At 71.6% G+C, this 25,586-nt stretch carries 21 protein-coding genes; 12 read left to right on the forward strand and 9 right to left on the reverse strand.

What is annotated here, in order from left to right; genetic code table 11:
• Window positions 1–6 precede the first annotated feature (6 nt).
• The 3 genes from ACWC09_RS01040 to ACWC09_RS01050 all read left to right on the forward strand — a co-directional run bounded on the left by ACWC09_RS01040 (window position 7) and on the right by ACWC09_RS01050 (window position 1,726).
• Window positions 7–750 (forward strand): class I SAM-dependent methyltransferase, encoded by a 744-nt coding sequence (locus tag ACWC09_RS01040; protein ID WP_450847209.1) that lies wholly within the window; start codon window positions 7–9, stop codon window positions 748–750.
• A gap of 138 nt (window positions 751–888) precedes the next feature.
• Window positions 889–1,239, forward strand: a complete 351-nt coding sequence (locus ACWC09_RS01045) for a VOC family protein (protein ID WP_450847210.1) — start codon at window positions 889–891, stop codon at window positions 1,237–1,239.
• 73 nt (window positions 1,240–1,312) lie between these two features.
• Complete coding sequence (locus ACWC09_RS01050; protein WP_450847212.1) at window positions 1,313–1,726, forward strand: MarR family winged helix-turn-helix transcriptional regulator; 414 nt, start codon at window positions 1,313–1,315, stop codon at window positions 1,724–1,726.
• Here ACWC09_RS01050 and ACWC09_RS01055 read toward each other — a convergent pair.
• Window positions 1,714–2,322, reverse strand: coding sequence for a TetR/AcrR family transcriptional regulator (locus ACWC09_RS01055; RefSeq protein ID WP_450847213.1), 609 nt, complete (start codon window positions 2,320–2,322; stop codon window positions 1,714–1,716). The genes ACWC09_RS01050 and ACWC09_RS01055 overlap by 13 nt on opposite strands.
• 99 nt (window positions 2,323–2,421) lie before the next feature.
• Between ACWC09_RS01055 and ACWC09_RS01060 the strand changes: the two genes are divergently transcribed.
• The gene (locus tag ACWC09_RS01060) at window positions 2,422–3,339 is read left to right on the forward strand and encodes an oxidoreductase (protein ID WP_450847214.1); all 918 of its coding nucleotides are present in this window, start codon (window positions 2,422–2,424) and stop codon (window positions 3,337–3,339) included.
• 539 nt (window positions 3,340–3,878) lie between these two features.
• Here the strand turns inward: ACWC09_RS01060 and ACWC09_RS01065 are convergent.
• From ACWC09_RS01065 to ACWC09_RS01095, 7 genes are all read right to left on the reverse strand, one after another.
• The gene (locus ACWC09_RS01065; protein ID WP_450847215.1) at window positions 3,879–5,000 is read right to left on the reverse strand and encodes a hypothetical protein; all 1,122 of its coding nucleotides are present in this window, start codon (window positions 4,998–5,000) and stop codon (window positions 3,879–3,881) included.
• A 33-nt stretch (window positions 5,001–5,033) separates the two neighbouring features.
• Window positions 5,034–5,447 (reverse strand): nitroreductase family deazaflavin-dependent oxidoreductase, encoded by a 414-nt coding sequence (locus ACWC09_RS01070; RefSeq protein WP_450847217.1) that lies wholly within the window; start codon window positions 5,445–5,447, stop codon window positions 5,034–5,036.
• A 407-nt stretch (window positions 5,448–5,854) separates the two neighbouring features.
• Window positions 5,855–6,256 (reverse strand): SseB family protein, encoded by a 402-nt coding sequence (locus tag ACWC09_RS01075; RefSeq protein WP_450847218.1) that lies wholly within the window; start codon window positions 6,254–6,256, stop codon window positions 5,855–5,857.
• Window positions 6,257–6,411: 155 nt separating this feature from the next.
• Window positions 6,412–7,653, reverse strand: coding sequence for an acyl-CoA dehydrogenase family protein (locus ACWC09_RS01080; protein WP_450847220.1), 1,242 nt, complete (start codon window positions 7,651–7,653; stop codon window positions 6,412–6,414).
• A gap of 101 nt (window positions 7,654–7,754) precedes the next feature.
• Window positions 7,755–8,462: a Type 1 glutamine amidotransferase-like domain-containing protein gene (locus ACWC09_RS01085; protein WP_450847222.1), complete on the reverse strand. Its 708-nt coding sequence runs from the start codon at window positions 8,460–8,462 to the stop codon at window positions 7,755–7,757.
• Entirely contained in the window at window positions 8,459–9,007 is a 549-nt protein-coding gene (locus ACWC09_RS01090; RefSeq protein WP_450847223.1) for a cysteine hydrolase family protein, read from the reverse strand. The genes ACWC09_RS01085 and ACWC09_RS01090 overlap by 4 nt, the downstream gene beginning before the upstream one ends.
• Complete coding sequence (locus tag ACWC09_RS01095; RefSeq protein ID WP_450847225.1) at window positions 9,004–10,494, reverse strand: purine-cytosine permease family protein; 1,491 nt, start codon at window positions 10,492–10,494, stop codon at window positions 9,004–9,006. The genes ACWC09_RS01090 and ACWC09_RS01095 overlap by 4 nt, the downstream gene beginning before the upstream one ends.
• Window positions 10,495–10,684: 190 nt before the next feature.
• Between ACWC09_RS01095 and ACWC09_RS01100 the strand changes: the two genes are divergently transcribed.
• A complete protein-coding gene (locus ACWC09_RS01100; RefSeq protein WP_450847227.1) occupies window positions 10,685–10,933 on the forward strand; it encodes a PLDc N-terminal domain-containing protein in 249 nt (82 codons plus the stop codon).
• Window positions 10,934–11,127: 194 nt separating this feature from the next.
• Here ACWC09_RS01100 and gndA read toward each other — a convergent pair whose 3' ends face one another.
• Complete coding sequence (gndA, locus tag ACWC09_RS01105) at window positions 11,128–12,567, reverse strand: NADP-dependent phosphogluconate dehydrogenase (RefSeq protein WP_450847229.1); 1,440 nt, start codon at window positions 12,565–12,567, stop codon at window positions 11,128–11,130.
• 182 nt (window positions 12,568–12,749) lie between these two features.
• Between gndA and ACWC09_RS01110 the strand changes: the two genes are divergently transcribed.
• The 7 genes from ACWC09_RS01110 (at window position 12,750) to ACWC09_RS01140 (ending at window position 25,536) form a co-directional block, all read left to right on the forward strand.
• On the forward strand, window positions 12,750–14,198 hold the full coding sequence (locus tag ACWC09_RS01110) for a glyceraldehyde-3-phosphate dehydrogenase (RefSeq protein ID WP_450847231.1): 1,449 nt from the start codon (window positions 12,750–12,752) through the stop codon (window positions 14,196–14,198).
• 103 nt (window positions 14,199–14,301) lie between these two features.
• Window positions 14,302–15,753, forward strand: coding sequence for a purine-cytosine permease family protein (locus tag ACWC09_RS01115; protein ID WP_450847233.1), 1,452 nt, complete (start codon window positions 14,302–14,304; stop codon window positions 15,751–15,753).
• A 174-nt stretch (window positions 15,754–15,927) separates the two neighbouring features.
• Window positions 15,928–17,454 (forward strand): acyl-CoA carboxylase subunit beta, encoded by a 1,527-nt coding sequence (locus tag ACWC09_RS01120; protein ID WP_450847235.1) that lies wholly within the window; start codon window positions 15,928–15,930, stop codon window positions 17,452–17,454.
• 59 nt (window positions 17,455–17,513) lie between these two features.
• Window positions 17,514–19,229 (forward strand): fatty acyl-AMP ligase, encoded by a 1,716-nt coding sequence (locus ACWC09_RS01125; RefSeq protein ID WP_450847445.1) that lies wholly within the window; start codon window positions 17,514–17,516, stop codon window positions 19,227–19,229.
• Entirely contained in the window at window positions 19,226–23,176 is a 3,951-nt protein-coding gene (locus tag ACWC09_RS01130; protein ID WP_450847237.1) for an acyltransferase domain-containing protein, read from the forward strand. Before ACWC09_RS01125 ends, ACWC09_RS01130 begins: the two co-directional genes overlap by 4 nt.
• A gap of 21 nt (window positions 23,177–23,197) precedes the next feature.
• Entirely contained in the window at window positions 23,198–24,163 is a 966-nt protein-coding gene (locus tag ACWC09_RS01135) for an alpha/beta hydrolase (RefSeq protein WP_450847239.1), read from the forward strand.
• A gap of 122 nt (window positions 24,164–24,285) precedes the next feature.
• Complete coding sequence (locus ACWC09_RS01140) at window positions 24,286–25,536, forward strand: PucR family transcriptional regulator (RefSeq protein ID WP_450847241.1); 1,251 nt, start codon at window positions 24,286–24,288, stop codon at window positions 25,534–25,536.
• The last annotated feature ends 50 nt before the right edge of the window (window positions 25,537–25,586 follow it).

Here is a 25,586-nt window from a genome sequence, read left to right on the forward strand (position 1 = left end):
GGGGGCATGGCCATCTACGACACGCTCGGCACGACGTACGGCCTCACCCGGCGCCCCGATCCACGGCTCGCGGCACAGATCCACGCCGCGCTCGGGGACGCCGCGGACGTGGTCAACGTAGGGGCGGGGACCGGTTCCTACGAGCCGCCGCACACGGTGCTCGCCGTCGAGCCCAGCCTGGTCATGGTCGGCCAGCGGCCGCCCGGATCGGCGCCCGCCGTGTGCGCGGTCGCCGAGCGCCTTCCGCTGCGCGACGACGCGGCCGACGCCGTGATGGCCCTGCTGACCGTCCATCACTGGACCGATCCGGAGGCCGGAGTGGCCGAACTGCGTCGGGTCGCCCGCCGCCGGATCGTCGTCCTGACCTGGGATCAGCAGGTCTTCCGGGAGCGGTTCTGGCTGGTGCGCGAGTACGTCCCCGAGGCGGCCGTCCTCGACGACGTCCGGGCCGTGCCGATCGACCGGGTGGCCGAACTCCTGGGCGGGGCGCGCCGACAGGTGGTCCGCGTCCCGCACGACTGCACGGATGGCTTCGGCGCCGCGTTCTGGCGTCGGCCCCATGCCTATCTCGACCCGCGGGTGCGCGCCGGGATCTCCATGCTCGCGCAGATCGGCGACGAGGCCCTCGCGCCCGCGCTCGCGGCGCTCACGGACGACCTCGCCACGGGCCGTTGGCACACCCGCCACGCCGATCTGCTCGCCCTCGATGCCATCGACGTCGGCTACCGGCTGCTGGTGGCGGAGGTCTGAACCACCAGCGCTGAGCCACAGCAGGCGGTCGAATGAACCGCAAGCGGTCAGGATTCGAGAAGCCGTCTCCCACTCCCCCGTCCTAGCGTGAAACCACCGACGAAATCCGTCGGTCCACCGCTCCCGGAGGAGTACGTCATGACCGACGGCGTCAACACGATCATCTACCCCGTCAAGGACCTCGCTCGGGCGAAGGCCCTGTTCAGCGCACTGCTGGAGGTGGAGCCGTACGCGGACGAGCCGTACTACGTCGGCTTCAAGGCCGCCGGCCAGGACGTCGGCCTCAACCCCAACGGGCATGCGCAGGGCCTGACCGGGGCGGTGCCCTACTGGCATGTGTCCGACATCCGAGGGCGGCTCGCGGCGCTCGTCGAGGCCGGCGCCGAGGTGCTGGAGGACGTCCGGGACGTCGGCAACGGCAGGCTGATCGCCTCCCTCAAGGACGCGGACGGCAATCTGATCGGGCTGCTCCAGGACCCGGTCGCCTGACGGCCGCACAGCTCCATGCGTCCGCACTAGTTGCACATACAACAAATGGCCGATTCGGTGTTACCGTGCGGGTATGGCAGCGAAGACGGCGGACACCGGGCTCGAGGAGCAGTGGCGGACCATCCTGTCCGTGCACGCTCGCACGATGTGCGAGATCGACCGGGTGCTGCACCCGCACGGCCTGGGCGCGAGCGACTTCGAGGTGCTCGACATCCTCGCCTCCGAGGCCCCCGAGGAGGGCGACCAGTGCCGGGTGCAGAACCTGGTGGGACGGGTGCATCTCAGCCAGAGCGCGCTGTCCCGGCTCATCGGCCGGCTGGAGAAGGACGGCCTGGTGGAGCGCTCCGTCTGCGCGGAGGACCGGCGTGGCGTGTGGGTCACCCTGACACACAAGGGGCGTGACCTGCACGCCGCGGTCCTGCCGCTGCAGCGCGACGCGCTGACGCGCATGCTCGCCGAGAGCCCTTCCGGGGTTCAGGAGGGCTGATCCGGCGCGCAGCCGCGCAGGACGAACGCGATCACCTCGTCCAGGCCGTGCTCGGTGACCTCGGGGGGCAGCATGCCGGCCGCCGCGAGGTCGGCGTAGCCGTGCAGGACCGCGAACACCGGCAGACCGACACGCTCCATCGGGCCCTCCCGCACCTCACCGCGGCGCTGCCCCTCCTCGACCAGCCGCTCGATGATCTCCGACCAGCGCCCGACGGCCTGAACCAGGTCCTCCGAGGCCGTCGGATCGTGCTTGACCGAATACATCAGGTCGAGCAGGGCGGCGTTCTCCAGGGCGAAGCCCACATAGGCTCGGACGATCACGTTCACCCGCTTCGCGAACGTCTCCTCGACGCCGCCCTGTGACGCCTCCAGGGCGTCGGCCATCCGCTCGAAGCCGGTCAGGGCCAGTGCGTCCAACAGCGCCTGCTTGTCCTTGAAGTGGCGACTGGGCGCGGCATGGCTGACGCCGAGGTCGCGGGCGAGCTCGCGCAGGGACAGCGCGGCCGGGCCCTTCTCCCTGAGCGTCTCTTCGGCACGATTCAGCAGCGCGGCGCGCAGGTCTCCGTGGTGGTAGCTGCGAGAGCGGGTGTGCATGGGCACAAGTGTATCCGCCATGTTTGTGACGCCTACATTGTTGTCGCCGTCACCATTGTTGTCATTGACAGCATTGTAGGCAGCGCCTACATTCGGGGCATGAGTACTTCACCCAGCAAGTGGAACGTCACCGACATCCCCGACCAGAGCGGCCGTACGGCCGTCGTCACCGGTGCCAACAGCGGGCTCGGCATCGCCACCGTCGAGGCATTGGCCGGCGCGGGCGCGCATGTCGTGCTCGCCGTCCGGGACCCGAAGCGCGGCGAGACCGCGGCGGCGAGTGTGAGCGGCAGCGTGGAGGTGCGCCGGCTCGACCTGGCGGACCTGGCCTCCGTGCGCGAGTTCGCGGCGAGCTGGCGGGGCGACCTGGATCTGCTCGTCAACAACGCCGGCGTCATGAACATCCCGGAGAGCCGTACGAAGGACGGCTTCGAAACGCAGTTCGGCACCAATCACCTGGGGCACTTCGCCCTGACGAACCTGCTGTTGCCGCACATCACGGACCGGGTGGTGACCGTGTCCTCCGGCGCGCACAGGATGCCGGGCAACCCGTACGTCCACTTCGACAACCTCCACCTCACCGGCGAGTACGCGCCCATCACGGCGTACAGCCAGTCCAAGCTGGCCAACCTGCTGTTCACCCTCGAACTGCAGCGCAGGCTGGCCGAGTCGGGCTCCTCCGTCCGTGCACTGGCCGCGCATCCCGGGTATGCCGCCACCAACCTCCAGAGCCACGACGGCAGTTCACTGCGCCGCGCCCTCATGCGGGTCGGCAACCGCTTCATGGCACAGGACAGCAAGTCGGGCGCCCTGCCCACCCTGTACGCCGCCGTACAGGACCTGCCCGGCGCGAGCTATGTCGGCCCGGACGGCTTCAGCGAGATGCGCGGCGCCCCGACCCTCGTCGGCCGCTCGGCAGCGGCAAGTGACCCGGTGACCGCCCGCCGGCTGTGGACCGTCTCCGAGGAACTGACCGGTGTCTCCTTCCCACAGCCGACCGCGGTCACGGGGGCGTGAGCCGTGACGGCTCTACTGATCGCCGCCGTCCTCGCCTTCGCCGTCGCCTGCCTGGTCGCCGCGGTCGCACCGGGCTGAGCGACGACCGACGCGGATTCGGCTGTCCGCCGCGCCGGAACCGGCTTCCGGCCACGTCCCCGACAGCCCCTGAAGCCGACCGGGCAGGCCCACCACTCCCCGCGCCGGAAACAGCTCCGGCCGCACGCCATACACCCCATCGCCACCCGCGAGCGAGCCCAGCCCCCTCTGCACCGGCTCCAGGCCCGGCCGGTGTGCGGGCGGAATCGGACTACGGCCAGGTGGAATGCGCCCTCCGCCCCCGACACGGGAGGCAGCCAACGCTCCCCTGTACCCGCAGAGCGGGCCGACCGGCCTCCGCGCGAATCAGCCATCGCCCCGAGACCCATGGCCCATGACCCATGACCCATGACCCATGACCCGAGATCCGAGATCCGAGATCCGAGACAGCCAACCCTCCCCGCGCCCTCAATGCAGGGCGGCCGGCCCGCGCGCAGGGATCGACCTCGGCCCTGGATGAATCAGCCCGCCGCCCCCGGCGGCGGAGGCAGCTCCGTCCGGCCCTCGTCCGGCCTGCGGTCCGCCGGTCTGCGGGGTGGGATCGGGGTCGAGGTGAAATCGCGTGGGCCGGTCCACAGGGCGGGTACCGCGTCACAGCGGCGGCACAACTCATAGGCGATCGCCTCGTAGTTGACGCGCCAGCCGTGGAAGTGGGGCCAGGCCTCGGCGGTGGGGCGCTCGGCGCGGAAGCCCGTGGCCTCCAGCATGTCGACCGCGGCGTCGAACTCGGCGTACGCGAGCCGGACGGGGGCGTCCGGGGCGGGGTCGGGGTCGAAGGGAACACGCAGGGCGCGGGCGATGTCGCGCAGGGCCGTGAACCCGGCGCGCAGCACCAGGCGTGCCTGGGGCGGCGCGGTGTGCGGGGTGAGCGCGAGTTGTATGGCCGCCGCGTCCATGACGGCGATCAGGCCGACCAGCCAGTGGCGGTACGGGCGGGGCGAGCGGAAGGCCACCAGGACGGGGTACGTGGAGTGGCTCTCCCCTATGTCGGAGGCCAGCCGTTCCCAGGACGCGTACAGCTCGGGCAGCGCGGTCTCGGTGTCGACCAGCCACTGCCGCGCCAGGATCTCGGGGCCCCAGGCGGGTTCGCCGGCCCGTGACTGGAGCAGGGTGACCTCCAGCTCACGGCGGTTGTAGGCGGCGTAGAGCGTGGGCAGATAGGCGATCTGCAGCGCGATGAGGACGGGCCCGGTGGATGCGGCCAGGAAGTCGAGCGCGGACAGGCGCAACCGGTCGCCGCTGGCGAAGCCGAGGGTGAAGAGGCTGGAGCCGGCCTCCCGGAAGGCGTTGCCCCAGGCCAGCCTGGACAGGGCGTGGAAGAGCAGCCCGAAGCCGACCAGCGCTCCGCCGAGCCAGGTCGCGAGCATGCCGATCAGGATCAGCGGAGCGAGCCAGGTCTGCGCACGGTCGATGGCGCCGTAGCCTCCTCGCGGCGCCGCCAGCCGCAGCAGGCGCCGCAGCAGCCACCACAGCCGGAACACCAACGCCGAGTACAGGCCGCGGGGCACCACCAGGGTGCGCAGGACGTTGGCGCCCAGAATGGCCAGCAGCAGCCCGCCTGCCACACCGGAGATCCATGTCATGCGGTCATTGTGGACCGGGCGGGCGCGGAACGATCAGTTCCGGGCGCGGAGGCGGAAGACCGGATGGTCGGCGGGGTCCGGCAGCGCGGTCAGGACCGCGGAGACCGTCGGCATACCGCCGTACTTCTCCTGGTAGGCCGCCATCAGGGGCGGGCGCTCGGCCTCCGGGACCTCCTCGGCGGTGAGGTCCTCGGTGTGGCCGCGCACGGTGAGCCGGCACTCGGGCACCGCCCGCAGGTTGAGCGCCCAGTCGCTGAGGCCTCGGTAGGAGACGAGGTAGCGCTCGTCCTCGTGCTCCAGCACGGCGACCGGCACGGTGCGCCACTTGCCGCTGGTGCGGCCGCGCACCGAGAGCCGGGAGACGACGGACCGTCCGAACAGTGGCGCCAGACGGTTACCGACATACCGCTGCATCCAGGGCGGTTTGAGGTAGGTGCGCTCTGCCATCGCTGTCCACTCCCCTGGTTCCGGGTTCCTGGTCGGTTCCTCCGGATACTTCACCGTGAACGCGGGGTTCACCAGGCCCCTGCCGGCAAGAGGAGAAGGACGTCTCGCACGGTCCGGGAGGGCGGGAGTACGCCTGGAAATGCCGCGTTCTGCGGACGGTCACCGCGCATCGCGGAGCGACACCGGGCCCCAGCGGTCGTATCGTCGTCCACGACGACCGCAGGCACCCGAGGAGGAGCGGGGTCGGCGCCGCTCGTCCGTGTTGCCGCGGGAGCCGGGGTACGGGAGCGGGAGACCGCCTGTGCCCTGTGAGGGCCCGGCTGCTCCCCTCCGCACGTCGGCGGCCGGGCCCGCCCGGCCGAGGTGCAGGTCCCCGCGACGCCCGGCGGATCCGCGGGGGCAGCTCCCTAGGGCCGGGCCAGCAGGCTGCGTACGCCCTCGGAGGTGAGCGTCAGCGGGTGCTCGGAGCCGGCGTCGATGGTCAGCGACAGATCGTCGGCCGGCCACTGTGAGGCGAGCGCACCCAGCGGCACCAGACGGTAGCGGGAGACGAACGGCAGCAGCTCGGCCAGCTCGACCTCCGAGGTGAAGACGGGCACCACCGGGTCGCCGCCCGGCTGCTCCAGCACGGGCAGGGCGACGGCACCGGGGTCGGCGGCGTCGTCCTGGTTCGCGTCGTCGGGCACCGGGACGAGCACCTCGCTGCCGGCGAGCGTGTCGAGCGCCGCCGTGTCGTCGGTGTTCACGGCCAGCGCGTCCAACGCCTGCCGGGCCGGTGTGGTGGTGGGGTCGTGGGCAGGAGTGTCCATGGCAGATTCCCTGGTAGCGGCGGTCGTACGGTCCACCCGGGACAAGATCGCCCCCGGGCGCGGTCCTGCTCGCGTACCCGGTCCCGAGCAGGCCATTCCTGCGATCGCGCGGGAATCCGTCGCGCTCCCGTCTCAGGGCATCAGAGGATCAGGTATCAGGGGATCAGAGGTATGTGGTCCGAGGGCAGGCCCAGGCGGTCGCAGCCGACCCGGCGGGCCAGCGGCTCGGCCATGCCGGGGCCGACGTGCGTCCAGTACGTGGCCGCGTCCCGGAAGTAGCGCTGCATCCGCTCGCCGTCGCGGGCGTGCCGCGAGCCTGCCGTTCGGAAGAGGGTGCCCTGGAGCACGTCCCAGGCGGCCCGCCCGGCGTTCAGGAACATCTGCGCGAGCCGGTTGTCCTCTACGGCGGTGAACGGGGCCTCGCCGCTCACGTTGCGTCGGCAGGCCTCCATCCAGTCCTCCGCGGTCTGCCGCAGCGCCGCCTCGGCCATGTCGAGCACGCCGAGCGCCTCACCGAGGTGACGCTGGTAATCGTGCAGGTCGGCGCGGGTGCGGCCGGGCTCCAGGACGAGGGGACGGGCGGCGACGATCCTGGCGTACTCGTCGGCGGCGGCGTACGCGGTACCGATGATGATGGCGGCCAGCTCGCCGTGGAAGAAGCTCGGCGCCCGTCCCGCGTACATCGGATTGCCGTGCAGCGCGGAGCCCAGGCTGCCGCCCTCGACGGGCAGGTCCAGCAGGAAGGCCTCGCGGGTGAGGTACTCGGGGATGCGGGCGTGCTCCATGTGGATGCTGTTGGAGCCGCTGCCGCGCAGTCCGAGTACGCCGTGCCAGTCGTCGAGCACCGTCCACACCGACCGCGGCGCCACGAACAGCACGGGCGGTCCCGGCGGGTCGTCGGGGGCGGCGGGGGCGCGCAGGGTCTGGCCGACGTAGTGGGTGGAGTAGGGCGCGCCGGAGGAGTAAGGCCAGGTGCCGTCCAGGACGACATGGCCGTCGCCGTCGGGCCGGGCGACGCCGACGGGTACCACGGTGGAGGCGGCCCGGAACTCGCCGTCGGCGCCGAAGATCTCGTCCTGCGCCCTCTCGTCGAAGAGCGTCGCCACCTGGAGCACATGGGCGGCGGTGAGCGAGAGGGCCCAGCCGGTCGAGGGGCAGCCCCGAGCTGTCTCGGTGACGACACGCAGGAAGACCGGCAGGCCGAACTCGTAGCCGCCGTACCGGCGCGGTTGCAGGATCCGGTAGAAGCCGGCCCTGAGGAAGTCGTCGTGGGTGTCCTTGGGGTAGTGCGTCAACTGCTCGGTCTCCGGCTGCCGTTCGAGCAGTACGGGCCGGAGCGCAACGGCGCGCTCGATGATCTCGCGTTCGGTGAGGGCGGGTTCGGGTGCGGTGAGCACGAAGCCTCCTGACGCGTGGGGACGTCCGTTTCACGACGCGACAGGAGTGATTGAACACGGCAATCGCGCTGCGGTACCGACCGGAAAGCGCCAAGGTGTGCTCAGAGCAGCGGACGGCACTCCAGTGCCCACTCGTGGACTCCGCCCTGCCCGTCCTGTTCCACCCGGTACACACACGCGTCCGGTATCCGCGTCACCGTCTCCGTCAACTCGCCGTCCGTGAACAGGGCTCCGGCCCCGTCGTCCAGCGCCCATCCGGCGGCCAGCGATCCATCGGCGACCGCCGCCCGGTACGAGGGTCGGCGGCCCGGCTCGCTGTCGTAGTGGGGGCAGACCGAGCCGGTCAGCAGGCCCAGCCCGTCCTGGAGGTGGGTCAGCGGGCCGAAGGAGTCCGTGTGCGACCCCCGCGCCCAGCAGGTGGCGCCGGCGCTGATGCCGCAGAGCAGGGTGCCGCGGTCGTAGGCCTCGCGCAGAAGCCGGTCGAGGCCGTGCACACGCCATACGGCCAGCATGTTCGCCGTGTTGCCGCCGCCGACGTAGACGACGTCCTGCGCGAGGAGGTACGCGCGCAGGGCTTCGTCGTCCAACTTCCTCTGGAACAGCGACAGTACCGAGGGATCGCAGTCGTGGCGCGCTGTGAACACCTCGAAGAACCGCTCGCCATACGAGACGGCGTCTCCGCTGGCGGTGGGCAGGAAGCAGACACGTGGTCGAGCGGCACGGACGTGACCCAGCATCCAGTCGTCCAGCAGTCCGTCTTCGTCGTTGCTGAAGCCTCCGCCGAGGAGAGCGATGCGACGCGTGCTCATCCGGCCTCCCCCAACAGCTCGGCGACGGTGGTGACCCGGACGAGGGGCCGGTAGAGGTCCATGATGTGCAGCGCCTTGGCGTGCGAGTCGTCGTCCGCGCCCGCGCAGGCGTCGGCCGCGACCAGCACCTCGACACCGGCGTCGGCGGCGGCGAGCGCGGTGGACAGGACGCAGCAGTCGGTACTGACGCCGGCCAGGACCAAACGGCGCTCGGAGCCTACGAGTTCGGCGAGTTCCGGTGTCCACTTGCCGAAGGTCGCGGCTTCCACGACATGCCGCGCCTGAGCGGCGAACCCTTCGGTCAGGTCCCAGAGTCGGGCGTCCGGCCCCTGGAGGGCGAACGGCCACTGCTCGTAGTAGGCGCGCCAGGCGCCCTCCGGTTCGGCGGGGGCCAGGAAGCGGGTGAAGGCGACCCGGTCGCCGTAGGCCGGCAGCAGACGTCGTACCCCTGCCGCGGCCTCGGCGTAACGCGGGGTTGCCCAGGGGCTGTCGGGTTCGGCGAAGACGCGCTGCATGTCGACGACGGCGAGCAGGCCGGACGTCATACGACCGCCCCTTCGTCCGTCGGGCTGGGTGCCTGTGCCTCCTGGTCGCGGACGCGGGCGCGGCCGAGAGCGAGGGTGCCGAGGAAGCCGAGTGCGAGGGCGGCGAGGACGCCGAGGTTGGCGTAGGCCCAGGCGCCGGACTTGCCGCCGAGGCCGAAGGGGTCGAGCAGATAGCCCTGCCAAGTGAGCCAGCTGGCGGCCGAGTTGGTGACCAGGCCCCAGCCGAGGGCGGTGGCGGCGAGGGTGAGCAGGAGGGGGACGAGGAGGACGTCGCCGTAGCGGCCGTCGGGGCGGTAGAGGTCGCCCTCGTCGTAGTCGCGGCGGCGCAGCAGCAGGTCGGCGAGCATGATGCCGCACCAGGCGGCGATGGGGACGCCCAGGGTGGTGAGGAAGCCCATGAACTGGCCGAGGAAGTCGTCGGCGAAGAAGACGATGTAGATCGAGCCCGCGATCATCAGGACGCCGTCCACGAAGGCGGCCACATAGCGGGGGATGCGGATGCCCGCCGACAGCAGGGCGAGGCCGGAGGAGTAGATGTCGAGGACCGCGCCGCCGACCAGGCCGAGTACGGCGACCACGGCGAACGGGACGAGGAACCAGGTGGGCAGGATGGTCGTGAGCGCGCCGATGGGGTCGGCGGCGACGGCCGTGTTGAGCTTGCTGGAGGAGCCCGCCAGCAGCAGGCCGAAGACCAGCAGGAGCAGCGGGGCCACGGAGGCACCGAAGGTGGTCCAGCCGATCACGCCTCGGCTGGACGAACTGCGGGGCAGATAGCGGGAGTAGTCGGCGGCGGCGTTGACCCAGCCGAGGCCGAAACCGGTCATCATGAACACCAGCGCGCCGATGAACTCCTGGGCGGAGCCCGACGGAATCGCGCTGACGGTGCTCCAGTGGATGTGGTCGGCGACGAGGGCGACGTAGACGACGGTCAGGACGCCCGTGACCACGGTGATCACGGTCTGCAGCCGCATGATCAGGTCGAAGCCCATCACACCGCCGACGACGGTCAGCGCGCCGACCAGGACGAGGGCGACCACCTTGGTCTCGGTGCCGCCGCCCCAGCCGAGCCGTCCGAAGACGGTGGCGGTCGCCATGGTGGCCAGCGCGCACAGCACGGTCTCCCAGCCGACGGTGAGCACCCAGGAGATCACCGAGGGCAGACGGTTGCCCCGCACCCCGTACGCGGCCCGGCTGAGGACCATCGTCGGCGCGGAGCCGCGCTTGCCGGCGACCGCGATGAAGCCGCAGAGCAGGAACGAGAAGACGATGCCGAGGACACCGGAGATCAGCGCCTGCCGGAAGGAGATCCCGAAGCCGAGTGCGAAGGAGCCGTAACTCAGGCCGAGGATGGAGACGTTGGCCCCGAACCAGGGCCAGAACAGGGTCCGCGGAGTGCCCTTGCGCTCGGCGTCGGCGATCACGTCGAGCCCGTGCGTCTCCACCTGGAGCTGCCGGGCCGTCGCTCTGTCGTCGGGGGTGTCTGCCATCGTCGCCCTGCCTGTCCGGGGGTGTTTGCTGGAGGCTAGGTGGGGCCCGGTCGGGCGTCAATGATCACCGGTGCGGAACGTGCCGACATCCGCCGTGAACCGATCGGGCGGCCTCGTTCGATGAAGGGGTGAACAGGCAGGAGCCCGGTGCCCGTTGGAGGCACCGGGCCCGTCAGGAAGGAATCAGCCCATGTCGGCCGTTCTCGTCTGCGCCCTCTACGCCATGGTGGCCGTGCTGTACCTGCACACGCTCGTGGACTGCGTCAGGACCCCGTCCTCGCGGATGCGCTTCCTGCCGAAGACGGTCTGGCTGCTCGCCCTGCTCTGGGCCCCGATCGTGGGCGGCCTCGCCTGGCTCTACCTCGGCAAGCGGTCGGCGGCCGCCGCGTCTCAGCGGGCCCGGACCGGCAGCGGCGGGCAGACGTTGGCGCAGGTGTAGCTGAGTGCTGCCCCACCAGTCGGGCCGGGCGGCAATTTCCGCGCGGCCCGGCGCCCCCCGAATCCGACCACTCAGGCCTCCACCCGGCCCGGCACGACCACACCAGTCCCACCACGCCGGCTCCCACCCGGCCCGGGGGTCCCACCAGTCCGGCCACGTCGGCCCTCCGGCGGTTCTCGGTGCCGCGAGTCGGATCAGGCGGTCGTCTCCGCGCGGTCGGCCGTCCCCCAGAGCGTGTGGAAGTCGCCGGGGCGGTCGGTGCGGCGGTAGGTGTGGGCGCCGAAGTAGTCGCGCTGGCCCTGGAGGAGCGCGGCGGGCAGGCGGTCGGCGCGCAGGGTGTCGTAGTGCGCGAGCGCGGCGGAGAAGGCGGGCACGGGGATGCCGCGCCGGGCGGCCGAGGCGACGGTCTCCCGCCACGGCACCTGCGCGTCCGTGATCTCCATCGCGAACTCCATCTCGCCGAGCAGGCTGACCAGGTCACGGTCGAAGGCGTACGCGGCGCGGATGCGGTCGAGGAACGAGGCACGGATGATGCAGCCGCCGCGCCAGATCCGGGCGACCGTGCCGAGGTCGATCTTCCAGCCGTACTCGGCGGCCGCGTCCTGGATCATCTTCCAGCCCTGGTCGTAGGCGATGACCTTCGACGCGTACAGGGCGTGCTCGACCTGGGAGGTGAAGCGCTCGGCCTCCGTGCGGCTGAGCGGAGGCCGGGTGCCGCCGGGCAGGCCGGCGTAGGCGGCACGCAGTTCGTTCTGGCCGGAGGCGGCGCGCGCGAAGGTGGCCTGGGCGATGGCGGTGACCGGGGAGGCCAGGTCCAGGGCGGTCTGGACGGTCCAGCGTCCTGTGCCCTTCTGACCGGCCGCGTCCGCGACGATGTCGACGAACGGGGCGCCGGTCTCCGCGTCGGTGTGGGCCAGTACCTCGGCGGTGATCTCGACGAGGTAGGAGCCGAGCCGTCCCTCGTTCCAACGGCGGAAGACGTCCGCGATCTCGGCCGGGGTGTAGCCGGCGACCTGGCGCAGCAGGTCGTAGGCCTCGGCGATGAGCTGCATGTCGGCGTACTCGATGCCGTTGTGGACCATCTTCACGAAGTGCCCGGCGCCGTCGCTGCCGATATGCGCGGCGCAGGGCTCCCCGTCGACCTTGGCGCTGATCTTCTCGAACATGGGGCCGAGGACGTCGTACGACTCCGCCGAGCCGCCGACCATGATGGACGGCCCCTCCAGGGCACCCTCCTCGCCGCCGGAGACGCCGGTGCCGACGAAGTGGATGCCGCGCTCGCGCAGGGCGGCCTCGCGGCGGCGGGTGTCGGCGTAGTGGGCGTTGCCGCCGTCGATGATCATGTCGCCGGGCTCCAGGAGCGGCGCGAACTCGTCGATGACGGCGTCGGTGGCGGGGCCCGCCTGCACCATGATCATCAGGCGGCGGGGGCGCTCCAGGGCGGCCACGAACTCCTCGGGCGACTCGGCGGGGACGAACGAGCCCTCGTCGCCGTACACCTCGATCAGCGCGCGCGTGCGGCTCGCGGACCGGTTGTGGACCGCGACGGTGTAGCCGTTCCGGGCGAAGTTGCGCGCCAGGTTGCGGCCCATCACGCCCAGGCCGGTCACGCCGATGGCTGCGGTTGCGTTCATGGTGTTCGTCCTCGATCCGTCCGATGGCGGTGGCGGGGTGGGCGACCCCGTGGCCCTCTCGTACGCATGGGCGGCCGGATCGTCTCGATTCACGGCAGGAACACCACTCGACACCCCCGTTCAAACGATCGAAACACCGGGGGTTTATCATCTGAGCGCTGCCTAGCTCGAAAGATGGATCTGTGACTGCTGTCAACGACGACTCGTTCACCAACTGGAAGACCCGCGAGGAGATCGCGGAGTCGATGATCCCGATCATCGGGAAGCTGCACCGCGAGCGGGACGTGACGGTTCTGCTGCACAGCCGCTCCCTGGTGAACAAGTCGGTGGTCAGCATCCTCAAGACCCACCGGTTCGCCCGGCAGATCGCCGGCGAGGAGCTCTCGGTCACCGAGACCATGCCGTTCCTGCAGGCGCTGACCGCCCTCGACCTGGGCCCGTCCCAGATCGACATCGGCATGCTCGCAGCGACCTACAAGAGCGACGACCACGGTCTGACGGTGGAGGCGTTCACCGCCGAGGCCGTCGCGGGTGCCACGGGCGCCAACAAGATCGAGCGCGGCGAGGGCCGGGACGTGGTCCTGTACGGCTTCGGGCGCATCGGCCGCCTGGTCGCCCGTCTGCTGATCGAGAAGTCCGGCTCCGGCAACGGCCTGCGGCTGCGCGCGATCGTCGTGCGCGGCGGGGGCGAGCAGGACATCGTCAAGCGGGCCTCGCTGCTGCGCCGTGACTCGATCCACGGCCAGTTCCAGGGCACGATCACCGTGGACGAGGAGAGCAGCACGATCTTCGCCAACGGCAACGCGATCAAGGTGATCTACGCGAACGACCCCTCCGAGGTCGACTACACGGCGTACGGCATCAGCAACGCGATCCTGATCGACAACACCGGCAAGTGGCGCGACCGCCAGGGTCTCTCCGAGCACCTGCGCCCCGGCATCGACAAGGTCGTGCTGACCGCGCCGGGCAAGGGCGACGTCCCGAACATCGTGCACGGCGTCAACCACGACACGATCAAGCCGGACGAGCAGATCCTGTCCTGCGCCTCCTGCACCACCAACGCGATCGTGCCGCCGCTGAAGGCGATGGACGACGAGTACGGCGTGCTGCGCGGCCACGTGGAGACCGTCCACTCGTTCACCAACGACCAGAACCTGCTGGACAACTACCACAAGGCCGACCGCCGGGGCCGCTCCGCGCCGCTGAACATGGTCATCACCGAGACCGGCGCCGCCTCCGCCGTCGCCAAGGCGCTGCCCGACCTCAAGGCGCCGATCACCGGCAGCTCGATCCGTGTGCCGGTGCCAGACGTCTCGATCGCGATCCTCAACCTCCAGCTCGCGCGCGAGACGGACCGCGACGAGGTCCTCGACTACCTCCGCGAGGTGTCGCTGACCTCGCCGCTGCGCCGCCAGATCGACTTCACCACCGCCCCCGACGCGGTCTCCAGCGACTTCATCGGCTCGCGGCACGCGTCGATCGTCGACGCCGGTGCCACCAAGGTCGAGGGCGACAACGCGATCCTCTACCTCTGGTACGACAACGAGTTCGGCTACTCCTGCCAGGTCATCCGCGTCGTGCAGCACGTTTCCGGAGTGGAGTACCCCACCTTCCCGAGTCCGGCGGTCTGACCTGGGAGAAGTGTCTGGTCAAGGGTGGGCAATGTGACCTTTGGCCAGACAATTCCGGGGAATGAATCGGGCCACAAGGGTGGAGCGACACTCCGGAGGCGCCGTGACCACAACGTCGGAACCACGGGTGCAGGGCCTGGAGATCCGCTCCATCGACTACGTGCCCCTGGACGAGCGCCACGGCAAGCTGTGGCACCTCGGCCCGCTGTGGTTCATGTCGAACGCCCAGATCGCCACCCTCGCCGTGGGCCTGATCAGCATCACCGAGGGCGGCAACCTCATCTGGTCGCTCATAGCGATCGTCGCGGGCACCGTCCTCGGCACGTTCTTCATGGCCTTCCACTCGGCCCAGGGCCCCCAGTTGGGCCTGCCGCAGATGATCCAGTCGCGGCCGCAGTTCGGCTATGTCGGCGCGCTGCTGGTGTGGCTTTTCGCCTACGTCCAGTACGCGGGCTTCAACGTCTTCAACACCATCCTCGCCGGCGAGGCCATGCACACCACGGTGCACGGCGGCGTCAAGCTGTGGGTGGTCGTGGTCACCGTGATCGCCCTCGTGATCGCACTGGTCGGCTACGACATCATCCACAAGGCCGAGCAGTTCCTGACGTACACCTTCCTGGTCGTCTTCGGCATCTTCACCATCGGCGTCCTGGCCACGCTGCACTACCCGGCGGGCTCCTTCGACCTCGGCGCCTTCAAAGCCACGCCGTTCCTGGCCCAGTTCGGTGTGGTCGCCGGCTACCAGATCAGCTGGGCGATCTACGTCTCCGACTACTCCCGCTATCTCCCGCCGGGCGTGACGGTCCGCAAGACCTTCTACTGGACCTACTTCGGCTCGGCCCTCGGCGGCATCTGGCTGATGGTCCTCGGCGCGCTGCTCGCCGCCTGGGCGGGCAAGGACTTCGACACCATCAAGTCGATCAACGCGGCCGGCGACAAGGTGTTCAGCGGCTTCGGCGCCATCGTGCTGCTGTTCGCCGCGCTCGGCCTGGTGTCGGTCACCGCGCTCAACATGTACGGCGGCTCACTGACGTTGATCAGCGCGATCGACTCGTTCAAACGGGTCCGCCCGACGCTCGGCGTCCGCCTGGTCACCCTCGGCCTCACCGCGGCGCTCTCCCTGATCGGGGCGCTGGCCGCGACCTCCCACTTCCTCGAGAACTTCAACAACTTCCTGCTGCTGGTCCTCTATCTCTTCATCCCGTGGACCGCGGTGAACCTCATGGACTACTACGTCGTGCGCCGCGGCCACTACGCCATCGCCGAGATCTTCAACCCCCGTGGTCTGTACGGCCGTTGGGGCTGGCATGGCATCATCGCCTACTTGGTGGGCTTCGGCGTGATGATCCCGTTCTTCTCGGTGGGCACCCTCTACACCGGCCCCGTCGCCGACGCCCTCGACGGCGCCGACATCTCCCTGTTCATCGGCCTGCCGGTCTCCGCTCTCCTGTACTGGTGGCTGACCCGGTCGATCGACGTGGAGGCCGAGCAGCGCCTGGCCGAGGCGGAGGCCGCGCATCTGGAGCAGGCGGCGCACGAGCATCGGGAGCCGTGAGGCGCCTCGTTGTCACAGCCTGACTAACACCGCTCCCCCAGGACTCAACTCCCGCAAAGAGAACCCCGAACCACTCATTCCGCCGCTCAACCACTGCCATATTCGAAAGCCATTTCGGAGGTGGTTGTGACGCGAGAGGCGACAACATCCCGTCCCGAAGAGACGGTTGCGCAGGTGCCGGACCGTACCGCCGAGCGCCTGGCCGGGCTGGAGAAGCGTCGGGCGCGTGCCGTGGCTCCGGACGGCGCGAGACGACGCGGGCAGTTCGGCGCACGGGAGCGGATCGAACGGCTGCTGGACACGGGCTCGTTCACCGAGACCGGTCTGTTCGTGCGGGCCCGGCCCGTCGGGGACGGTGCCCGGCGCCCGTACGGGGACGGGGTGATCACCGGGCACGGCACCATCGACGGCCGACCGGTCTGCGTCTTCGCGCAGGACCCCACGGTGTTCGGCGGCAGCATGGGCGAGGCCTTCGGGGAGAAGACGGTCGCCCTGATGGACCTCGCCCTGAAGATCGGCTGCCCGGTCGTCGGGCTCAACGACGGCGGCGGGGCCCGCATCCAGGAGGGCGTCGCCTCGCTCGCCCTCTACGCCGAGCTGGTGCGCCGCAACGTGAGGGCGTCCGGGGTGATCCCGCAGATCTCGGTCATCCTGGGGCCGTGCGCGGGAGGCGCCGCCTACTCGCCGGCCGTCACCGACCTCACCGTGATGGTGGAGGGCGCCGCGCACATGTTCGTCACCGGGCCCGACGTCATCGAGGCGGTCACCGGCGAGCGCACCACCGCCGAGGACCTGGGTGGCGCCCGCACCAGCAACACCCTCAACGGCAACGCGCACTTCCTCGCCGTCGACGAGGAGGACGCCCTGGACACCGTGCGGGACCTGCTGTCGTACCTGCCCGCGAACAACCTCGAACGGCCGCCGGAGTACACCCCGGCCCCCGCCCGCGACGGCGCGTGGCTGGACCAGGTCGTGCCGGACCGGCTCGGGCAGGCCTACGACATGCGCGACATCCTGCACACGGTCGTCGACGACGGTGAACTCCTGGAGATCCAGGAGCTGTTCGCACCGAACATCATCTGCGCGCTGGCCCGCGTCGAGGGCCGCTCGGTGGGGGTCGTGGCCAATCAGCCCCTGTACGCGGCCGGTGTGTTGGACATCGACGCCTCCGAGAAGGCCGCGCGTTTCGTACGGTTCTGCGACGCGTTCGGCATCCCGCTGCTGACCTTCGCCGATGTACCGGGCTATCTGTCCGGCGTCCGCCAGGAGCAGGCCGGGATCATCCGGCGGGGCGCCAAACTGCTGTACGCGTACGCCGAGGCGACCGTCCCGAAGGTCACCGTCGTGGTGCGCAAGGCCTACGGCGGCGGATACGCGGTGATGGGCTCCAAGCACCTGGGCGCCGACGTCAACCTCGCCTGGCCCACCGCCCGTATCGCCGTGATGGGCGCCGAGGGGGCGGTGGGCATCCTGCACCGGCGTGAACTCGCCGCCGCCACCGACCCGGAGGCGCTGCGCGCTCAGCTGGTCGCCGCGTACGAGAGCACCCACGGCACCCCGTATCTCGCCGCCGAGCGCGGATACGTCGACGCCGTCATCGCCCCGCGCGAGACCCGTGACCAGATCTGCCGCGCGCTGCGGACGCTGCGCGGCAAGCGCGCCGCGATGCCGGAGCGCCGGCACGGCAACATCCCCCTCTGACCCGCCCCGACGCTCCAACTGCCGTGCCCCGCAAGCCGATCATGTGAGGAGCCATGCCCGTGGAGAGCCGCCGCCCCCCACTCGCGCCCACGCACCGAAGTCTGCCGGAATTCGTTCGGCACTGGGCCGGGACCACCCCCGACCGCCGGGCGTTCACCTTCGTCGACCATCCCGCGCCGGGTTCCCGAGGCGTCCACCGCACGCTGACCTGGCGGCGCCTGGACCTGCGCGTCCGGGCCCTGGCCGCCAGGCTCGCGGAGCACGCCGAACCCGAGTCGCGGGTCGCGCTGCTGTGTCCGCAGGGGACGGAGTACATCACCGGCTTCCTGGCCGCGCTCGCGGCCGGGATGGTCGCCGTACCGCTGTATCCACCGGGTCTGCCCGGACACGGCGACCGGCTCTCGGCGGTGCTGGCCGACGCGAGCCCGGCGGTCGTCGTGACGACGAGCCGGGCCGCCGAGGAGGTACGGGACTTCTGTGCGGGCGGGCCGATGCGGATCGTCGTCGCCGACGAGGTGCCCGACGCGGCCGCGGGCGACTGGCAGCCGGTCGCGCCCGCCGCTGTCGCCTATCTCCAGTACACCTCCGGCTCGACCCGCACCCCGGCGGGAGTGGAGATCAGCCACACCAACGTCGTCGCCAACGCCCGCCAGGCGCTCGCCGCCTATGGTGCCGACGCTCACCCGATCACCTGTGTGGGCTGGCTGCCGCTCTACCACGACATGGGACTGGTGCTGAGCGTCGCCGCCCCGGTGGTGCGCGGGATGCCGTCGGTGCTCATGGACCCGGTGGCGTTCCTGCACGAACCGGTGCGCTGGCTACGGCTGTTGGGGACGCACCCGCGCGCGGTGAGCGCGGCGCCCAACTTCGCCTACGACTACTGTGCCTCCGCCGTCTCCGAGGCGCAGAAGGCCGATCTGCGGCTGGGCGACATCGCCGCGCTGATCAACGGCAGCGAGCCGGTCCGTCCCGGCACGGCCGACCGCTTCCACGCCGCCTTCGCCGACCAGGGGCTCGTGCCGGAGGCGCACTGTCCGTCGTACGGGCTCGCCGAGGCCACCGTCTTCGTCAGCGCCGCCCGCCCCGGTGAGCCGCTGCACCGCTTCGCCCTCGACCGGGACGCCCTCGCCGCCGGAAAGGCGTTGCCGGCCCGCCCCGACGACCCCAGAGCCGTCCTGCTGGCGGGCTGCGGCACGCCGGCGGGCCAGCGGGTCCGCATCGCCGATCCGGTGTCCGGTGCCGTGCTGTCCGAGGGAGAGGTCGGCGAGATCCAGGTGCAGGGCCCGAACGTCGGCCGCGGCTACTGGAACCAGGAGGAGCACACCCGGCGCGTCTTCGGCCCCGACGGCTGGTTGCGGACCGGCGACCTCGGGACCGTGCTGGACGGGCAGTTGATCGTCACCGGCCGGCTGAAGGACCTGATCGTCGTCGACGGCCGCAACCACTACCCGCAGGACGTGGAGGGCACCGCCCAGGACGCGCACCCCGTGATCCGGCCGGACCGGCTGGCGGCCTTCGGGACACCGGGCGGTTCGGGCGAGCGGGTGGTGGTCGTGGCCGAGCACGTCCGCGCCACGTCCCTTGCCGAGATCGACGTACCGGCCCTGGTGCGTGCCGTGCGTGCCGCCGTCTCCGCCCGGCACGGGCTGCGGCTGGCCGACGTCGTCCTCGTGGCGCCGGGCACCGTACCCCGGACCTCCAGCGGCAAGGTGTCGCGCTCGCGGACGCGGGAGCGGTATCTGGCGGGCGCCTACGCGGCGGAGCGTGTGCGGTGAGAGCCGTCGACGAGGGAGCCATCCGCCGGCTGATCGCGGAACGGCTGGCCGACTGGGGCGGCACGGCCGCCGAACTCGCCCCGATGGACCGGCCGTTGGCGGATCTGGGGATGTCCTCGCGGGACGCGGTGGTGCTGGCCGGGGAGCTGTCCCTGCTGATCGGGCGGGAGTTGCCGGCGACGCTGGTGTGGGAGGCGCCCACCGGGGAGGCCCTGGTCACGCGCCTTTGCGGTACGAAGGAGCCGGGCCCCGCGCCGCTGACGATGCAGGTGATCTCCGGCGAGCCCGTGGCGGTCATCGGGGTCGGCTGCCGGCTGCCCGGCGGTGTGCATGACCCCGGCGGCTTCTGGCGGCTGCTGGGCGAGGGCGTCGACGCGATCCGGCGCGTCCCGGAGGACCGCTGGCGCGACTTCACCCCCTTTCCTCCCTCCGACGCGCTCCCCTACGGCGGCTACCTCGACGACATCGCCGGGTTCGACGCGGACTTCTTCCGCATCACTCCGCGCGAGGCCGTCGTGATGGACCCGCAGCAACGGATTCTGCTGGAGGTCGTCCACGAGACACTCGACCACGCCGCCGTCCCGGCCGCGTCCCTGGCCGGCAGCAACACCGGCGTCTTCGTCGGTGTCTCGGCTGCCGACTACGGTCAACTCACCGGCGCCGACGCCGAGTCGGTCGACCCATGGGCGCCTGCTGGAGCGGCCCTGAGCGTCGCCGCGGGGCGCCTGGCGTACGTCCTGGACACCCGCGGGCCGAGCATGGTCGTCGACACGGCATGCTCCTCGTCGCTGGTCGCCGTGCACCACGCGTGCGTGAGCCTGCGCACGGGTGAGAGCGACCTGGCGGTCGCCGCCGGGGTCAACCTGCTCCTCTCCCCCACCGTCACGGTCGCGTTCCGGCGGGCGGGAGCGCTTGCCGCGGACGGCCGCTGCAAGCCGTTCTCGGCAGCGGCCGACGGCATCGGACGCGGCGAAGGCTGTGCGGCCGTCCTCCTGAAGCGGCTGTCCGACGCCGAGCGGGACGGTGACCGGGTGCTGGCCGTCATCCGCTCCACGGCCGTCAACTCCGACGGCCGCTCCAACGGCCTCCTGGCCCCCAACCCCGCCGCCCAGCAAGCCCTGTTGACGACCGCGTACGCACGGGCCGGTGCCATTCCGGCGCAGGTCGACTACGTCGAGGCGCACGGCACCGGCACCCCGCTCGGCGACCCGATCGAGGCAGGCTCGCTCGGCTCGGTCCTCGGTGCGGACCGGGACCCCGACCAGCCGTTGCTGTTGGGCTCGGTCAAGGGCAACCTGGGCCATCTGGAGTCGGCCGCGGGCATCGCCGGGCTCGTCAAGACGGTCCTCGCCCTGCACCACGACCTCATTCCACCGTCCCTGCACTGCGCCGAGGGCAGCGCCCTCGACGACGTACGGCTGCGGGTGGTGACCGAGCCCGAGCCATGGCCCCGCTACGGCGGCACGGCCATGGCGGGCGTCTCCGGATTCGGTTTCGGCGGCACCAACGCCCATGCGGTACTGGAGGAATGGCGGCCCGCTCTGCTCCGGTTGCCTCAGGAGCCGACCGCCCGGCTGCACCTGTTGTCTGACCTCGACGGGGAGCGGCTCCGGGACACCGCATCCCGGCTCGCGGGCTGGCTCCGGACGCCCGAGGGCGCGGGCGCGCCCTTGGCCGACGTGGCGCGCACCCTCGCCGGGCGGGTCGGTCGGGGGACGGTACGGGCAGCGGTGGTCGCCCGCGACCGTGACGAACTCGCGGACGGGCTGGGGGCGTTGGCGGCGGGGCGCGCACATCCCGGGGTGGTGGCCGACGACCGTGATCGCCTCGGACGTGGCCCGGTGTGGGTGTTCTCCGGGTACGGCAGCCAGTGGGTCGGCATGGGACGGCACCTCCTGGCCGAGGAACCCGCCTTCGCCGCCGCCGTGGAGAAGACGGACGCCCAACTCGGCGCGGAGTGCGGGCTGTCCCTGTACGACCACCTCGCCTCCGGCGGTGACCTCGACCGGCTGGAGGTCTCCCAGCCGGTCCTGTTCGGGCTCCAGGTGGCACTCGCCGAGCTGTGGCGCTCCTACGGCGTCGAGCCCGCGGCCGTCATCGGCCACTCCATGGGCGAGGTGGCCGCCGCGGTGTGCGCGGGTGCGCTCGACCTGTCGGACGCGGCACGGATCGTCGCCGTCCGGGCGCGTCTGCTCGGTCGGTTGCGGGGTGGGGCGATGGCCGTCGTCGACGTCGACGACAGTGAACTCGAAGCTCTGGAACGGGACTTCCCCGGCGTCCAGGTCGCCGTGCACTCCTCGCCCGGCCAGAAGGTCGTCACCGGGGAGGAGGAGGCGGTGGCCCGGCTCGTGCGGCGGCTGGAACGGGAGGGGCGGGCGGCTCGGGCCATGCGGGTCGTCGGGGCCGGACACTCCCCTCAAGTCGAGCCGCTGTTGCCGGAACTGGCGGATGCGTTGGCCGATGTCCAGGGCCGCCCGCCCCGCGTCCCGGTGTACTCCACCGTCCTCGACGACCCGCGCGGCGCCTGTGTCTTCGACGCCGCCCACTGGGTCGCGAACCTTCGCCGCCCGGTACGTCTGGACCGGGCCGTCGCGGCAGCGGCGGCCGACGGTCACACCGCGTTCGTCGAGATCTCGCCCCACCCGGTGCTGCTCCGCGCCCTCGCGGACACCGCGCCGGGCGCCCTCGCCATCGGCACACTGCGCCGGGACGGTGACAACTCGGCTGCTTTCCTCGCCCAGTTGGGCGCGCTGTACGCGGCCGGTCAGCAGCTTCCGCTGCCGGCCGGCCGGGTCATCGACCTGCCTCTGCCGCGCTGGCGGCATGTGAGGCACTGGTGGACGGACGGGCGCACGGCGGCCCCGCCCACGCCCAAGGCCGCCGACGTGCCGGAGGACGACTCCGTCAGCGCGCGCCTGTGCCACCACATCGGCGCCGTCACCGGGCACCCGCCGACCCGCCTCACCCCTGCCACCGCCCTCGCCGACCTCGGCCTGGACTCCCTGATGGCCGTCCGTATCCGCACCGCCCTGGAACACGAGTTCCGGATCGAACTGCCCCTGCGCGAACTGCTCGGCGCCGCGGACATCGGCCAGGTGGCCGACCGTCTCCAACAGGAACTACGGACAAGGGAGATACCGCCCCTGCGCACCCTGCGCGCCAGCGGCTCCCGGCCCCCGCTCTTCCTCGTCCACGCCGCCGGCGGAACGACCGACGTCTATCGGGCGCTCGCCGAACGCCTCGGCGACGACCGCCCGGTGTACGGACTGGAGCGGATCGAGGAGGCCGGCTCGGTCACCGGGAAGGCGCGTCGCTACGCCGATGCCATCACCGCCGCGCACCCCAACGGCCCTTGCCTGCTGGGTGGTTGGTCCTTCGGTGGCTTCGTCGCGCAAGAGACGGCACGGCACCTGGTGGCCGCCGGACGGGAGGTGGAGCTGGTGGTACTCGTCGACTCCGTACGGCCGCTCCACGATCACGCCCCCGCCGACCGCGTCCGCGCCCACCTGACCGGCTTCGCCGCGCACGTCGCCGATGCCTACGGAGTCCGGCTGCAGCTGCCGTACGACGAACTCGTCGCGATGGACGACGACGGCGAGCGCATCGACACCGTACTGCGGGTCCTGCGCGAGGCCGCCGCCGTGCCGGTCGCGGCGCTGGAGCATCAGCGCGCCTCCTATCTGGACCTGCGGATCGGCGAGGCGCACCGGCCGCAGCGGTACGACGGGCGGGTGGTGCTGTACCGGGCCTCCGAGCCCGCTCCGCACACCGTGCGCGATCCGGCGTACGAACGGGACGACGAGACGCTCGGCTGGGACGAGGTGTGCCCGTGCCTGACCGTCGTACCGGTCGCGGGGCACCACCTCTCGCTCCTCGACCCTCCGCAGGTCGACGAACTCGCCGCCCTGCTCCGGCGGGAGTTCGCCCGCGCCGACCAGACCAGCTGAACCGGAACCCGAGGAGCCGCCATGTCCCTCCGCCGACACACCGCAGACGCGTCCCGACACTCCGCCGGACCGTCCCGGCGCACCGTCACCAAGGCCGCGGCGACCGCCGGTCTGGCCGCGCTCTTCGGAGCCGCGGCCGGCACCGCACGGGCCGCGACCCAGATCACCGCACGCACCTTCGACGTGTCCGTGACCTCCACCGCCCTGGGCCGCAGCGCGCCCCTACGGCTGATCCTGCCCTCGGACTTCGACGCACAGCCCACCAAGACCTACCCCGTCCTGTATCTCCTGCACGGCGCCCACGACGACTACACCTCCTGGACCCGGGAGACGGACATCGAGGCCTTCACGGCGGGCCGGGACCTGATCGTGGCGATGCCGGACGCGGGTCCGACCGGCATTCCCACCGCCTGGGCCGGTGGCCCGGACTACGAGACCTTCCAGGTCACGGAGGTGCCGGCGCTGCTCGCCCGCAGCTACCGGGCCTCCGGGGCAAGGGCCGTCGCCGGGGTCTCCACCGGCGGCTACGGCGCCATGGCGCACGCGGCCCGTCATCCGGGCGCCTTCGCCGCCGCGGCTTCGTACAGCGGCATCCTGGACACCACGTTCCTCGGTGTGCCGACGATCATCGACGCCATCGTGGCCCGCGAGAACCTGGCGCCCCATTCGCTGTGGGGCAATCCGGTCCTGAACCTGCTCACCTGGCAGAACTTCAACCCGCGGGCCCGTGCCGCGGGGCTGCGCGGCACACCCCTGTATGTGTCCAGCGGCAGCGGGGTGGCCGGTGGCACCGGCGACTGGCTGCCCGAGGCTCTGGAGAGCGCCCTGTGGCCGCAGGCGCACAGCTTCACCGACGCCCTCGACCGGCTCGGCATCGCGGTGACCAAGCACTTCTACTCGGGAGGAGGACACAGCTGGGCGTACTGGAAGCAGGAGTTCACCACGTCCTGGCCGATGCTCGCCGGTGCGCTGGGAGTGCCGGAGTGATGTCGGTGCCGTCGGGGCACGGAACGGAGCGCAGGGGACGAGCGTCCAACGCAGGACGTGCCCCTCGCCCCACGGACAACAGTCCGCGGGTGAGCCCGTTCCGGGTGAAAGGAGTGTCCTCGATGGCCGTCCCCACCCCCCACGGCGGATCGGCCGGCCAGGCGGCGCCGTCCGTGCCGCCCGACCTGGCCGACTTACTGCGCGCGCAGCTGGAAGCGGTCGCCGACCTGGTGGAGGCGGAGGTACGCAGACGGGTCCCCGAGTACGCGGGACCGGCCGACGGGGCCTACGCCCGGAACCTCCGCGCCGGGGTGGTGCAGGCGCTGACCCTGTTCGTCGACCGCATCGCCGACCCGCGCGGCCGGGGCGACGCGATCGCGGCGACGTACCACGCGCTCGGGCGCGGTGTGGCCCTGGAGGGCCGCAGTCTGGAGGTGCTGCAGTCGGCGCTGCGGATCGGCGGTATGCAGGCCTGGCGGCTGATGGGGCTCAAGGCCGAGGAGCTCGGGCTGGACTCGGCGGTGGTGGCTGCGCTGGGCGAGCTGGCGTTCCGGACCGTGCACGAGGTCGCGGAGGCGGCCGCCGAGGGGTACGCGGAGGCGCGGCCGCACAGCACGGAGGAGCTGGAGCGGCGGCGCCGGCGGCTGCTCGGTCTGCTGCTCGGCGAGGCGCCGGTGTCACTGGAGGCGGTGCACGATCTCGCGCACGGTGCCCGCTGGTCGGTGCCGCGTCACGTCGCTGTCGTCGCGCTCGCCGTCGGGTCCGAACAGCGTGAGGAGGAACGGCCGTTGGCGGCCGCCGGGGCGCTGGTGGACATGGAGTCGCGGCCGCCGCGGATGCTGGTGCCCGATCCGGAGGGCTCGGGCCGCTTCGCCGGACGGGCCTTCGCCCTCGCGCTGCGCGGCAGGCCGGCGGCGATCGGGCCGACGGTGCCGCTCGTCGAGGCCGCGCAGTCGCTGCGTTGGGCCTCGCGGGCGCTGGGGCTGATGGGGCGCGGAATCCTGCCCCGGCAAGGGGTCGTACGGTGCGACCAGCATCTGTCGACCCTGCTGCTGTACGGCGACGAACCCCTCCTCGCCCAGCTGGAGACGCACTCCCTGGCCCCGCTCGACCGGGCCTCCGAGGGCCAGCGCGCCCGCCTCGCGGAGACCCTGCTGGCCTGGCTGCTCAGTGGCAGCAACGTCCCCGACGTCGCCGCCCGCCTCCACATCCACCCGCAGACGGTCCGCTACCGGCTGCGTCAATTGGAGAAGCTCTTCGGCGAGGCCCTGCACGACCCCACCACGCGTCTGGAGCTGATCCTGGCGCTGCGCGCGGATGCATTGCGTATGGACGCAACAAAATCCGTGGAGTTTCTGAATTCCCGTCCATAACACCCTTTCACAGAACGCGAATACGTTCGGGACGTCCTTTTCCGTAGGCG

The sequence above is a fragment of the Streptomyces sp. NPDC001617 genome, assembly GCF_053596855.1.

What these genes read in the sequence shown, in the direction of transcription:
- ACWC09_RS01040 (WP_450847209.1), top strand. Translation starts at nt 7, where the DNA reads ATGGCCATCTACGACACGCTCGGCACGACGTACGGCCTCACCCGGCGC.
- ACWC09_RS01045 (WP_450847210.1), top strand. Translation starts at nt 889, where the DNA reads ATGACCGACGGCGTCAACACGATCATCTACCCCGTCAAGGACCTCGCT.
- ACWC09_RS01050 (WP_450847212.1), top strand. Translation starts at nt 1,313, where the DNA reads ATGGCAGCGAAGACGGCGGACACCGGGCTCGAGGAGCAGTGGCGGACC.
- ACWC09_RS01055 (WP_450847213.1), bottom strand. Translation starts at nt 2,322, where the DNA reads ATGCACACCCGCTCTCGCAGCTACCACCACGGAGACCTGCGCGCCGCG.
- ACWC09_RS01060 (WP_450847214.1), top strand. Translation starts at nt 2,422, where the DNA reads ATGAGTACTTCACCCAGCAAGTGGAACGTCACCGACATCCCCGACCAG.
- ACWC09_RS01065 (WP_450847215.1), bottom strand. Translation starts at nt 5,000, where the DNA reads ATGACATGGATCTCCGGTGTGGCAGGCGGGCTGCTGCTGGCCATTCTG.
- ACWC09_RS01070 (WP_450847217.1), bottom strand. Translation starts at nt 5,447, where the DNA reads ATGGCAGAGCGCACCTACCTCAAACCGCCCTGGATGCAGCGGTATGTC.
- ACWC09_RS01075 (WP_450847218.1), bottom strand. Translation starts at nt 6,256, where the DNA reads ATGGACACTCCTGCCCACGACCCCACCACCACACCGGCCCGGCAGGCG.
- ACWC09_RS01085 (WP_450847222.1), bottom strand. Translation starts at nt 8,462, where the DNA reads ATGAGCACGCGTCGCATCGCTCTCCTCGGCGGAGGCTTCAGCAACGAC.
- ACWC09_RS01090 (WP_450847223.1), bottom strand. Translation starts at nt 9,007, where the DNA reads ATGACGTCCGGCCTGCTCGCCGTCGTCGACATGCAGCGCGTCTTCGCC.
- ACWC09_RS01095 (WP_450847225.1), bottom strand. Translation starts at nt 10,494, where the DNA reads ATGGCAGACACCCCCGACGACAGAGCGACGGCCCGGCAGCTCCAGGTG.
- ACWC09_RS01100 (WP_450847227.1), top strand. Translation starts at nt 10,685, where the DNA reads ATGTCGGCCGTTCTCGTCTGCGCCCTCTACGCCATGGTGGCCGTGCTG.
- gndA (WP_450847229.1), bottom strand. Translation starts at nt 12,567, where the DNA reads ATGAACGCAACCGCAGCCATCGGCGTGACCGGCCTGGGCGTGATGGGC.
- ACWC09_RS01135 (WP_450847239.1), top strand. Translation starts at nt 23,198, where the DNA reads ATGTCCCTCCGCCGACACACCGCAGACGCGTCCCGACACTCCGCCGGA.
- ACWC09_RS01140 (WP_450847241.1), top strand. Translation starts at nt 24,286, where the DNA reads ATGGCCGTCCCCACCCCCCACGGCGGATCGGCCGGCCAGGCGGCGCCG.